11 protein-coding genes are annotated in these 11862 nt (G+C 71.6%); 9 read left to right on the top strand and 2 right to left on the bottom strand.

Annotation, left to right across the window (positions count from 1 at the left end; all coding sequences use genetic code 11):
- Positions 1-48 precede the first annotated feature (48 nt).
- Positions 49-678, bottom strand: a complete 630-nt coding sequence (locus AC1MBW_RS11940; protein WP_235451006.1) for a vitamin K epoxide reductase family protein — start codon at positions 676-678, stop codon at positions 49-51.
- Between the two features lie 434 nt (positions 679-1112).
- Between AC1MBW_RS11940 and AC1MBW_RS11945 the strand changes: the two genes are divergently transcribed.
- The 5 genes from AC1MBW_RS11945 to AC1MBW_RS11965 are packed head-to-tail and all read left to right on the top strand — an operon-like array spanning position 1113 to position 8196.
- On the top strand, positions 1113-4013 hold the full coding sequence (locus AC1MBW_RS11945; RefSeq protein WP_480024610.1) for an Rne/Rng family ribonuclease: 2901 nt from the start codon (positions 1113-1115) through the stop codon (positions 4011-4013).
- An 18-nt stretch (positions 4014-4031) separates the two neighbouring features.
- Entirely contained in the window at positions 4032-4838 is an 807-nt protein-coding gene (locus tag AC1MBW_RS11950; RefSeq protein WP_054145974.1) for a hypothetical protein, read from the top strand.
- Positions 4835-5887 carry a permease gene (locus tag AC1MBW_RS11955; protein WP_054145975.1) on the top strand — a complete coding sequence of 351 codons (1053 nt, stop codon included), beginning with the start codon at positions 4835-4837 and terminating at the stop codon, positions 5885-5887. The genes AC1MBW_RS11950 and AC1MBW_RS11955 overlap by 4 nt, the downstream gene beginning before the upstream one ends.
- The gene (locus tag AC1MBW_RS11960; RefSeq protein ID WP_480024611.1) at positions 5877-6755 is read left to right on the top strand and encodes a TIGR03943 family putative permease subunit; all 879 of its coding nucleotides are present in this window, start codon (positions 5877-5879) and stop codon (positions 6753-6755) included. The genes AC1MBW_RS11955 and AC1MBW_RS11960 overlap by 11 nt, the downstream gene beginning before the upstream one ends.
- On the top strand, positions 6736-8196 hold the full coding sequence (locus AC1MBW_RS11965) for a hypothetical protein (protein ID WP_480024612.1): 1461 nt from the start codon (positions 6736-6738) through the stop codon (positions 8194-8196). The genes AC1MBW_RS11960 and AC1MBW_RS11965 overlap by 20 nt, the downstream gene beginning before the upstream one ends.
- Before the next feature lie 36 nt (positions 8197-8232).
- On the opposite strand, the gene AC1MBW_RS11970 is transcribed toward AC1MBW_RS11965, so the two are convergent.
- Positions 8233-8508 carry a DUF4031 domain-containing protein gene (locus AC1MBW_RS11970; RefSeq protein ID WP_369813603.1) on the bottom strand — a complete coding sequence of 92 codons (276 nt, stop codon included), beginning with the start codon at positions 8506-8508 and terminating at the stop codon, positions 8233-8235.
- Positions 8509-8685: 177 nt separating this feature from the next.
- Here AC1MBW_RS11970 and rplU point away from each other — a divergent pair, with 177 nt between their 5' ends.
- From rplU to proB, 4 genes are all read left to right on the top strand, one after another.
- Positions 8686-8994, top strand: coding sequence for a 50S ribosomal protein L21 (gene rplU, locus AC1MBW_RS11975; RefSeq protein WP_054145978.1), 309 nt, complete (start codon positions 8686-8688; stop codon positions 8992-8994).
- Between the two features lie 18 nt (positions 8995-9012).
- A complete protein-coding gene (gene rpmA, locus AC1MBW_RS11980; RefSeq protein WP_055973660.1) occupies positions 9013-9279 on the top strand; it encodes a 50S ribosomal protein L27 in 267 nt (88 codons plus the stop codon).
- Positions 9280-9423: 144 nt separating this feature from the next.
- Positions 9424-10974, top strand: coding sequence for a GTPase ObgE (obgE, locus tag AC1MBW_RS11985; protein WP_480024613.1), 1551 nt, complete (start codon positions 9424-9426; stop codon positions 10972-10974).
- On the top strand, positions 10971-11816 hold the full coding sequence (gene proB / locus AC1MBW_RS11990) for a glutamate 5-kinase (protein ID WP_480024614.1): 846 nt from the start codon (positions 10971-10973) through the stop codon (positions 11814-11816). The genes obgE and proB overlap by 4 nt, the downstream gene beginning before the upstream one ends.
- The last annotated feature ends 46 nt before the right edge of the window (positions 11817-11862 follow it).

Genomic DNA, 11862 nt, shown 5'->3' on the forward strand with positions numbered 1-11862 from the left:
GACGCACGGTGTCGGCGCGACCGCGCCGGGGACGAGAGGAGGCGCGGGTCACCCGAACAGCGTCGGCAGCAGCAGCGGGAACACGACGACGATGGTCGTGGCGACGACGATGTAGTTGAGCACCGGCAGCACCCACGAGTAGGGGAGGAACCGTGCCGCCGCCCGCTGGAGCGGCCCCTCGGGGACGGTGACGCCCCGAGCCGCGCCCCACACCGTGAACACCCAGAACAGCGGGATGGTGAAGAGCCAGACGAGCATGCACCACGGGCAGAGCGCGCCGATGACGAACACCGTCTGCGTGAAGAGCCAGGTGACGAAGACCCAGGCGAGCAGCAGCCCGAGGTTGAACGCGAGCCAGAACCAGCGGGCGAAGCGGGCGCCGGCGAGGAGGCCGAGGCCCACCGCCACGGGGGCGGCGAAGCCGATCAGGCCGAGGATCGGGTTGGGGAACCCGAAGAGCGAGGCTTGCCAGCTGTTGATGACCGGCGAGCAGCCCACGAACGGGTTGACGTCGCAGCCGAGCGCCGCGCCCGGGTTCTCGAGCAGCCGGAACTTGTCGAGGGTGAGGGCGAAGGCCCCCACCAGGCCGCCGAGGCCGGCGACGATCAGCAGCGCGGCGGCCACGAACGGGGTGCGGCCGGTGGGCAGGGTCACGGCCCGAGGCGTCTCGACGGTCACGCCCAGCAGTATCGCACGGGCCGTCGGGGCGCCCGCTTTGACCCCGCACCGGCGTGGGCGTGCGATAATCGAGCCAGTCGTGGGGCCCAGGTCCCGAGATCCAGGCTTACCGGGCACTGCCGGCCGTCGTCGTGGCGCGAGAGATCGCGTTCTCGACCAGGCCGACCCGAAACCGGGCCAGAGCGCAGGCGCTCATCGTCGGATGGCCAGTTCCGAACCAGCAAGGCGACACGAAGAACAGCACGTCGACGAACGACATCGAGGGCGACGACCGCAGGTCGGTCGACACCCCGGGTGACCGAACGTGACGTGTCCGACAAGGCGCGCCGTGAGAGGGCGCGGTGGTCAGGGGCAGGTGCGACGTCACCGTCCGACCACGACACGAGAATTCCTGCCGACGGCATGGCCTCGGCGGGGCGAGGAGCGCACCGCAAGTGGTGAACGACAACACAGACAACGACGGACGTCCGAAGAAGAGAAGGGGATTGTTCGCAGGCCTCAGGGCTCGCCAGGCGGCGGTCGACGCCGCCTCGGCGCCGACCCCGGCCGCGCAGCAGCCAGCACTCCCTTCACCCGTCCGGACGACAGACGACGCCCAGGAGGCATCACCCGTGACCCACGAGACCGAGACCACCGACGAGCAGGTCGCGGCCCAGGCCCCGACCTCCGAGCAGATCACCACCGACGCCGTCGCCGAGGCGTTCGTCGCCGCGGCGACGCAGCCGGCCCAAGCCGACGACGCGTCGACCGACGGGGCATCGGCCTCGCCGATCCCGGCGAACCTGACGACCACGTCGCTGATCTTCCACGCACCCGAGATCACCGTCCTGCCGGCACGCCCCGGGCGACGACAGCGCGACGACCGCGACGACCGGTACGACCGCGACGACTCGTGGGACGACGACCGCGAAGGCGAGGACGACCGTGACGAGCGCGACGACCGCGACGACCGCGAGCAGCAGCCCGCCTCGCGCCGCCGTCAGCGGGGCCGCTCGCAGGACCGCGAAGAGCGCGACTCCGAGACCCGTGGTCGCGACCGCGACCGTGCCCCCCGCCAGGCGGAGCTCATCACCGAGCCGCAGCGCATCAAGGGCTCGACGCGTCTCGAGGCGAAGAAGCAGCGTCGCCGCGACGGACGCGACGCCGGGCGCCGCCGCACCGTCATCACCGAGGCCGAGTTCCTCGCCCGTCGCGAGAGCGTCGACCGCAAGATGATCGTCCGCTCGTCGGGCGACCGCATCGAGATCGGCGTGATGGAAGACGGCACCCTGGCCGAGCACTACGTCGCCAAGGCGCAGAACGTCTCGCTCATCGGGAACGTCTACCTCGGTCGCGTGCAGAACGTGCTGCCCAGCATGGAAGCCGCCTTCGTCGACATCGGACGTGGGCGCAACGCCGTCCTCTACTCGGGCGAGGTCGACTGGGACTCCCTGTCGACGGGCAACCAGCCCCGTCGGATCGAGCTGGCCCTGAAGCCCGGCGACCGCGTGCTCGTCCAGGTCACGAAGGACCCCGTCGGCCACAAGGGCGCTCGTCTCACGAGCCAGATCTCGCTGCCGGGCCGCTACCTCGTCTACGTGCCCAACGGCTCGATGAACGGCATCAGCCGCAAGCTGCCCGACACCGAGCGTGCGCGTCTCAAGAAGATCCTCAAAGAGGCCCTGCCCGAGAACACGGGCGTCATCGTGCGCACGGCGGCCGAGGGCGCGACCGAAGAGCAGCTGACCCTCGACGTCAAGCGCCTCACGAACCAGTGGGCCGACATCGAGGAGAAGGTCGCGGCGGGCAACGCCCCGAACCAGCTGCACTCCGAGCCCGACCTGCTGATCAAGATCGTGCGCGACGTCTTCAACGAGGACTTCCACGAGATGGTCATCGACGGCGACGAGGCGTTCGAGACGCTGCAGTCCTACCTGTCGGCCGTGGCCCCCGACCTCATGGACCGCGTCAAGCGGTACGAGGGCGACAAGGACGCCTTCGACGAGTACCGCCTCAACGAGCAGATCGAGAAGGCGCTCGACCGCAAGGTCTGGCTGCCCTCGGGCGGTTCGCTCGTCATCGACCGCACCGAGGCGATGACCGTCGTCGACGTCAACACCGGCAAGTTCGTCGGCTCGGGCGGCAACCTCGAAGAGACGGTCACCAAGAACAACCTCGAAGCCGCCGAAGAGATCGTCCGTCAGCTGCGCCTGCGCGACATCGGCGGCATCATCGTCGTCGACTTCATCGACATGGTGCTCGAGTCCAACCGCGACCTCGTGCTGCGTCGCCTGGTCGAGTGCCTCAGCCGCGACCGCACCAAGCACCAGGTCGCTGAGGTCACGTCGCTCGGGCTCGTCCAGATGACGCGCAAGAAGCTGGGCCTCGGCCTGGCGGAGTCGTTCTCCGAGGCCGGCAGCGCCGCGCGCGTCCAGGAGCAACAGCCCCGCAAGGGCGGCCAGCAGGGCGATCGCCGACGGGGCGGCCAGGCCGGTGGCTCCGGCAAGTCGGGCGGCAACGGCCACAACACGGGTGCGGGCGCCGGCACCGGGCCGCAGTCCGGTCGCGGCGGCCCCGCGTCGCCGAACGGCGGCTCGAACCCCCCGACCGGCACCCACGCCATCACCGACGACGTGAAGAACGCCCTCTCGCGCATCGCCGCGAGCACCATCGCCCACGCCGAAGAAGGCGGGATCAAGGACGACGACGCAGCCAGCCAGGCCGCGGCGGCCGTCGAGGCTGCCATCGACGCCGCCGCAGCGGGTGCCACGAAGGCCGAGCCGGCAGCCGAGGCCGCCGGTGACAGCGCGGACGACGGCCGACGCGGTCGTTCGGGACGCAAGGGTCGCCGGGGTTCGTCCCGAGCCGCCCGCGAGGCGGGCGAGGCCACCGACGAGTCGGCACGCGCCGAGTCGGCACCCGCCGAGTCGACGACCACCGGCTCGAGCGCCGGCGTCATCGAGGTCCCCGCGGCGGCTCCGGCCGAGCGGTCGGCCCCGGTCGCCGCCGAGGCCGCCCCCCTCGACGAACCCACGGAGGCGCCGGTCGCGAAGGCCACGGAGCGTCGCCGCTCGTCGGCCACGGTCTCGACCCCGGACGCCACGGTCGCGATCCTCGACATCCCCGTGGCGACCACGCGCCGCGAGCCGCGTCGCATCAGCAGCCAGGACGCCGAGCAGCTGCTCGACTCGGTGCTGGGTGCGTTGCCCGAGCCGAAGCAGCCCGGACAGGGGCGTTCGCGCTCGCGCCGCGCCTCCAGCCAGGGCACGACCGCGGCGGCTCCGGCCGAGCCGACGACGTCCGGCGAGTCCGGTCCGTTCATCCTGGGCGTGGGGGTCAGCTCCGACGATCTGTGAGTCGTCTAGGGTGACTTCGTGCCTCTGACCCAGCCCGGAACCCCGACCGTCAGGTCGAGGTTCCGGGCTGCGTCCGTCTCGGCCTCGGGGCCCGAGGGGCGCGAACGTCTGCTCGTGGCGGGCACGGCCCTCGTCGTCGTCCTGGTGGCCCGCTTCGCCCTCGGGCTCGTCGCACTCGTCGGGTCGGCGGTCGGCTTCTCGGTGACGGCGTTCCCCAGCGGGTTCGTCGCGACACCGGTCGGGCAGTTCCTCGGCAGCTTCGTGCTCTACCCGTTCCCGTTCTACGTCGCCTCGTTCGTCGTGCTCGTCGCCGTCCGGCCGCTGACGCCGCGGTCCGACCTCCGGACGGTGGTCCGCCACGCGGTCGTCGCGGGCGGCGTCGGGACGATCGCGCTGGCGGTCCTCGGAATCGTCCCGGGCATCGTGCTCTCGATCGACGGCGGCACCTGGGTGAACCTCGCCCTCTACCTGACGACCATCCCGCTGTCGGCCGGCATCGTCGACACGGCCCTGCTCGTCGCCGGCGCCGTGCTCGCCCGACTGTGGCTGGGCGGCGGCGACGGTGACGAGGTCTGGGCGGTCGAGCCCGCGCCCCGGGTCGTCGAGGCCGAGGCGGACGACGACGCGACCGACGCCGACGACGACACCGCGCCTCCTGCCGTGGCGGACGATCGGCTCACCCGTGTCCCGACCGTCGTCGCGGCGGGGCCGTCGGCCCCCGTGGTCCCGCCCGAGCGTCCCGTCGTCCCGGCGCACCCGGCCCCCGCACCGGACGACTGGTCGCGCTTCGCGCCCCCCGCCGGTCCGGGCGAGGACGACCGGTGAGCGCACCCGTCCAGGAGCGCACCGAGCACGCCGGGCACGGCACGGGTCGTCGTGCGCGCCGGGCGCCGTCTCGCGTCCCCCTGCTCGTGGCCGGTGGGCTCGTGCTCGCCGTGCTCGTGGCGGTCCGCGTCGCCTCGCCCCTGCTCGGCCCCGGTCTGCTGCCCAACGCGCTGCAGGACTTCGTCACGCTGACCATCAGCGTCATCGTCGAGTCCATGCCGTTCGTCCTGCTCGGCATCGTCCTGTCGATCATCGTGCAAGAGTGGCTGCCGCAGGCGTTCTTCTCGTCCTGGCTGCCGAAGAGGGGGTTGCCCCGTCGGGCGGTCATCTCGTTCCTCGGCATGTTCCTGCCGGTCTGCGAATGCGGCAACGTGCCGTTGGCGCGCGGGCTCGTGCTCAAGGGCTTCACGGTCTCGGAGTCCATGACCTTCCTGCTCGCGGCGCCGATCCTCAACCCGATCACGATCATCACCACGCACCAGGCGTTCGGGTGGGACAACGGCATCCTCGTGGCCCGGTTGATCGGCGGGTTCGTCATCGCGAACCTGATCGGCTGGCTGTTCAGCAAGCACCCCAACCAGCAGAGCCTGCTCACCTCCTCGTTCGCGGCCGAGTGCCGGGTCGACGACGGCCACGCGCACGGGCGGGGTCGCACGGCGAAGAGCGTCGACCTGTTCCGCCGCGAGATGTCGACGATGATGCCGGCGCTCTTCATCGGGGCGGCCATCGCCGGCGCGATCCAGACGATCGTGCCGCGGTCGGTGCTCGTGACGCTCGGCAGCAACCCGGTCTGGTCGGTGCTGGCGATGATGGTGCTGGCCTTCGTCATCTCGATCTGCTCGAACGTCGACGCGTTCTTCGTGCTGCCGTTCGCCTCGACCTTCATGCCCGGCGGCATCGCCGCCTTCCTCGTCTTCGGCCCCATCATCGACGTCAAGATGCTGGCCCTGCTGCGGACGACCTACACACCCAAGGTGCTCGGGCAGGTCACCCTCGTGGTGGCCCTGACCAGCGCCGCGATCGGACTGGTGGTCAACTATGTCGCCTAGCCCTGCTCCCCGCCCCTGGCGCCGACTGCTCGACCGGTGGCAGGGGGTGCTGCTGACGCTCGTCGTCGGCGTCGCGACCCTCTGGCTCGCCGCGACCGGCCAGCTCGTGCTGTACATCCACCCGCGGTACGACGTCTTCACGGTCGTGATGATCCTCATCGGCATGGCGTTGTCACTGGCCACGCTGGCGTTCTCGCCCGTCCGTGGCGACGACTCGCACCACGACCACGACCACGGTCCCGGCCACGACCACGACGGGCGTCTCGACGCGGCCGAGGCGCCCGCGGTCGAGGACGGCCTCCGCCCGCGCCGACGCCGGCCGGTCGCCACGGGTGCCCGCCGCCTCGCCTTCTCGGCGGGCGTCGCCGTCACCGCCGCCATCGCGATCGCTGTCGTCGCCCTGCCCCCGGCCACCCTCACCAGCGCCACGGCCGGCCAGCGCGACGTGAACTCGTCGACCGCGTCGCTCGACCGCACGACCGTGGCCGACGCGACCGGCGCCTCCTCGGACGCCTACCGGTCGTTCAGCGTCCTCGACTGGGCCGGCCTGCTGAGGCAGACGACCGACCTCGCCTTCTACGAGGGCAAGACCGCCGACGTCGTCGGCTTCGTCACGCCGTCCGACACCGACCCCGACGACGTGTTCTACGTCTCGCGCTTCGTCATCACGTGCTGCGCGGTCGACGCCCAGCCCATCGGCGTGCCGGTCTACCTGCCCGGGTGGCAGGACCAGGTCGCCGCCGACGACTGGGTCGAGGTCACGGGTGGCTTCGACACCAACCGCAGCAGCTCGAGCCAGGACCCCGTCGCCCTCGTGCCCGACGAGGTCACGACCGTGGGACAGCCCAGTGACCCGTACCTCTACTGAGGGCGGGCGGGGCAAGGGCGCGACGGGAGGGGCCACGCCCGACCCGTTCGCCTCCGACCCCGTGTTCCTCACCGAGCAGGACGCCCGTGAGGCCGCCTCCCGCTGGCGCACGCGCTGGATCGCCGTCGTCGCCGTGCTCGCGGTCGTCTGTTCCGCGTTCGTCGGGCTGACCTACTTCCAGGGTCCGAAGGCGGGCGAGACGCAGGTCGACACGACGGCTGTCGTCGAACGCCCGGGCCAACAACTGCGGGTGTTCGCCAACCAGGCGCTCGCCCACGTCGACCCCTCGCAGGTGGTCGTGACGCCCGCGACCGCGTTCACGGTGCAGACGTCGGGCGACGTGGTCGCGGTGACCTTCACCGATCGGCTCGCCTACGCCACCGACTACCACGTCCGCATCGGCGGGGTCTCGAGCGTCTACCAGCGACAGACCTCGACCCTGGAGGCGCGGTTCAGCACGCCCCCGGCGACGCTGTACCGGCTCGTGCGAGGCACGGGTGGGGCCGACGACCGCATAGAACGAGCCGGGCTGCGGGGCTCCGATCGCACGACCGTCTGGTCGGCACCGCGCATCCAGGCCTACGAGGTGTTCGACTCCGCGATGGCCGTCGTCACGGACGACGGGACGCAGAGCAGTCTCAGCCTCGTGTCGCTCGACGGGGCCGCGGTCGAGACCCTTCCCGTGCCCGGCCAGCCGGGCCTGATCACGCGTTTCGCGGCCGATCGCGCCACGACGACGCTGGCGTTCTCGTTCCGTCCGACGGGTTCGGACGTCGAGACCCTCTACACGCTGCCGCTGCAGGGGGAGCGGGCGGTGACCCCGGTCCTCGGCCTGTCCGGGCAGCCGGTCGAACCGACCGACTGGGCCTTCGTCCCGGGCGAGGACGACGTCGTCGTCCAGGCCGTCGACGACTCGGTGAGCGTGATCGACCTCTCGGGAGTCGACCCGGTCCGCCCGGTCGGCACGTACTCGCTGTTGCAGGGCGTCTCGCTCGACGGCACGACGCTGATCGCCGCGTCGGCCATCGCGTCCATGGTCGTCGACCTCGCCACGGGGGACGAGCGCCCGCGCGCGCCCGCGCCGGTCGACGGGGTCCTCCCGTTCGCAGGACCCCTGGTGGCCCTCGACTCCGACCACGTCGTGCAGCAGGTGTCGGTGCCGTCCGACGACGGGCTCACGTACCGCACGCTCGTCGTCGCCGACGACGGCACCACGTCGCGGACGCTCTGGCAGCCCCCGAGCGCGTCCGGTGTGATCGAGGGCTTCGACGTCTCTCCGAACGGGCAGTACCTGGCGGTCCAGTCGGTCGGGGACGCGACGACACCGACGGACTACTCGTACACGATCGACCCCGTCGCCGACGGCGTGACGACCACCATCGTCGACATCGCCTCGGGCACGGTCGTGGCCAGCTACGAGGGCTTCGACACGACGTGGTGACCGCGCAGGGGCGCGGTCGCCCGGGTGGACGGGGACTCAGGCCGTGAGACCGCGCTTGACCCGCTGGGACACCCGCAGCCCGCTGCGCTCGAGACGGCGGGCGAGGTCGAGGCCCGTCACGGCGACGGCGCCCCCGGCGATCAACTCGGCCCGGCGGGACTCGGGCACGTCGTAGTGGTCGTGGTCGAACCCGCGGCGGGGAATCCCGTGACGGGCGGCGAAGGCGTGCAACTCGTCGTACGAGGCGTCGCTCACCAGGTGTGCCCACAGGGTGTCGTGGGCGGGCCACACGGCCTCGTCGATCAGGATCACGCCCTGGATGCTAGTCGTCGACCCGCGCACGGGCGCGCGAGTCCCCGAGCGGAGGAGGCGCGGGTCCGGCCGGAGGGCGCGTTGACGGCCCCAGCGGCCCCCTGTACGATGGGCGGTTGGTGCGCGCAGGCTCGAGGCCGCGTCGTGCCGGACACCCCCAACTCTTAAGGAACAGACATGGTCTACGCAGTCGTGCGCGCCGGTGGTCGGCAGGAGAAGGTCGAGGTCGGCACGATCGTCACCCTCGACCGCCTCAAGGCCGCCGAAGGCGACGCCATCACCCTTCCCGCCGTGCTGCACGTCGACGGTGACACGGTCACCTCGGCCGCCGACGCCCTGGCGAACATCACCGTGACCGCCGAGGTGCTGAACGACCTGCGCGGTCCGAAGATCGTCATCCAGAACTACAAGAACAAGACCGGTTACAAGCGTCGCATGGGCTTCCGTGCCGACCTGACCCGCGTCAAGATCACCTCGATCAACTGAACCAGGGGCTGAGAACACATGGCACACAAAAAGGGCGCATCGTCCACCCGCAACGGTCGTGACTCGAACGCACAGCGCCTCGGCGTGAAGCGCTTCGGCGGCCAGGTCGTCCTCGCCGGCGAGATCATCGTCCGCCAGCGCGGCACCCACTTCCACCCCGGCGTCAACGTCGGCCGCGGCGGCGACGACACCCTCTTCGCCCTCGCTCCCGGTTCGGTCGAGTTCGGCGCCAAGGGCGGCCGCAAGGTCGTCAACATCGTCGCCTCCACGACGGCGACGGTCTAGCACCACCACGCGGCGTCGGCACACGACCCGCATCGGCGGCCCTTCGCGGGTCGCACCGTCTGGGGCGAGCATCCTGCTCGCCCCAGACGTGTTTGACCCGGGCAGCTCGCACCGGCACGCACAGACAAAGAGATCAAGCACCTCATGGCCACATTCGTCGACCAAGTGACCCTCCACCTCCGCGCCGGCAACGGCGGCAACGGCTGCGTGTCCGTCAAGCGCGAGAAGTTCAAGCCGCTGGCAGGCCCCGACGGGGGCAACGGCGGTCACGGCGGCGACGTCGTCATCGTCAGCGACAGCGGCGTCACGACGCTGCTCGGGTTCCACCGGGCCCCGCACCGGTCCAGCGACAACGGCGGCTTCGGCATGGGTGACCACCGCGCCGGCACGAACGGCGAGACCCTCGAGCTCGTCGTCCCCGTGGGCACGGTCGTCAAGTCCGCCGACGGCACCGAGCTGATCGACATGGTCGAGCCCGGCATGCGCTACGTCGCCGCCGAGGGCGGCATCGGCGGGCTGGGCAACGCGGCCCTCTCGTCGACCAAGCGCAAGGCCCCCGGCTTCGCCCTGCTGGGCACCCCCGGCTGGGCCGGGGACGTGCTGCTCGAACTGAAGGTCGTCGCCGACATCGCCCTGGTGGGCTACCCGTCGGCCGGCAAGTCGAGCCTCGTCGCCGCCCTGTCGGCCGCGAAGCCGAAGATCGCCGACTACCCCTTCACGACGCTGCACCCCAACCTCGGCGTCGTCGAGTCGGGTGACACGCGCTACACGGTCGCCGACGTCCCCGGGCTGATCGAGGGTGCCAGCGAGGGCAAGGGGCTCGGGCTCGAGTTCCTGCGCCACGTCGAGCGCTGCTCGGCGCTGCTGCACGTCCTCGACTGCGCGACCCTCGACCCGGGCCGCGACCCGCTGACCGACCTCGACGTCATCCTGCGCGAACTCGACGCCTATCCCGTCCCCGACGGCCAGAAACCGCTGCTCGACCGCCCGCAGCTGATCGCGCTCAACAAGGTCGACGTGCCCGACGGTCGCGAGTTGGCGGACTTCGTCACGCCCGAGCTCGAGGCCCGCGGCTACCGCGTCTTCGAGATCTCCGCCGTGAGCCACGAGGGCTTGCGCAACCTGTCCTTCGCCCTGGCCGAGGTCGTCGAGGCCAGCCGGGCCGAGATCGCGGCGCGCCCCGCGCCTCCTCGCATCGTCATGCGTCCCCGCGCCGTCAACGAGAAGCCCTTCGTCATCAGGGTCGAGGGCGGCACCTACGGCAACGTGTACCGCATCCTGGGCCAGAAGCCCGAGCGCTGGGTCGTGCAGACCGACTTCAACAACGAAGAGGCGGTGGGCTATCTCGCCGACCGGCTCAACGCCATCGGCGTCGAGGACGCCCTGTTCAAGGCCGGGGCGCAGGCCGGTTCGACGGTCGTCATCGGCCCCGAGGGCGGCATCGTCTTCGACTGGGAGCCCACCCTCACCTCGACGGCCGAGCTGATGACGAGCGCCCGCGGCACCGACCCGCGCCTGATCCAGAACGACCGCCCGACCCGCAACCAGCGTCGCGAAGAGTACTTCGAGCGCATGGACGCCAAGGCCGAGGCCCGCGCCGAGCTGCAGCGTGAACGTGCCGCCGGCCTGTGGACCGACGACGAGGGGTTCCTCGTGAAAGAGGGCGACGACGTCGACGGCGACGAGCGGGCGTGACCGGGGGCGTCGTCGACCGCGCCGGCCTCGGCACGGCCCGTCGCATCGTGGTCAAGGTCGGCTCGTCGTCGATCAGCGGTGAGAACGCGGGCCAGATCGAGCCGCTGGTCGACGCCCTCGCCGCGACGTACGGTCGAGGTGCCCAGGTCGTGCTCGTCTCGTCCGGGGCCATCGCCACAGGCCTGCCGCACCTGCGGGTCGACTCCCGTCCGACCGACCTCGCGACCCAGCAGGCGGCCGCCGCCGTGGGGCAGAACGTCCTCATCTACCGGTACCAGCAGAGTCTGCGCCGCTACGGCATCGTGGCCGGGCAGGTGCTGTTGACCGCCGGCGACATGCAGAACCCGACGCACCGCAGCAACGCCCAGCGCGCCATGGAGCGCCTGCTGGAGCTGCGTATCCTACCGATCGTCAACGAGAACGACACCGTCGCCACCCACGAGATCCGCTTCGGCGACAACGATCGGCTCGCGGCGCTGGTGTCGCAGCTGATCGGTGCAGACGCGCTCGTGCTGCTCAGCGACGTCGACGCCCTGTACACCCGGCCGCCGCACGAACCCGGCGCCGTCGCGATCGTCGACGTGCCGTTCGGGGACGAGCTCGCCGGGGTCACCTTCGGCGAGGCCGGCGCGGCCGGCGTCGGGACCGGAGGCGCGGGCACGAAGGTCGCGGCCGCCCGGTTCGCGGCCGAGGCCGGCACACCCGTCCTCGTGACGAGCACCGGCAACGTCGCCCGGGCCCTCGCGGGCGAGCAGGTCGGCACCTTCTTCGAGGCGGCGGGAGCCGCGGGGTCGGGACCTGCGGCGGGGGACGCCGGGTCCATCGGCGAGCGACCGGCCTGACCCGCGCCTCCCGGGTGTCGTCGGGGCGACCGGCGGCGACCGTCGG

Source organism: Frigoribacterium sp. AP1 (assembly GCF_056680555.1).

Excerpts from the sequence above, each read along its gene's own strand:
- rplU (WP_054145978.1), top strand. The coding sequence starts at position 8,686 with ATGGTCTACGCAGTCGTGCGCGCCGGTGGTCGGCAGGAGAAGGTCGAG.
- rpmA (WP_055973660.1), top strand. The coding sequence starts at position 9,013 with ATGGCACACAAAAAGGGCGCATCGTCCACCCGCAACGGTCGTGACTCG.
- obgE (WP_480024613.1), top strand. The coding sequence starts at position 9,424 with ATGGCCACATTCGTCGACCAAGTGACCCTCCACCTCCGCGCCGGCAAC.
- AC1MBW_RS11960 (WP_480024611.1), top strand. The coding sequence starts at position 5,877 with ATGTCGCCTAGCCCTGCTCCCCGCCCCTGGCGCCGACTGCTCGACCGG.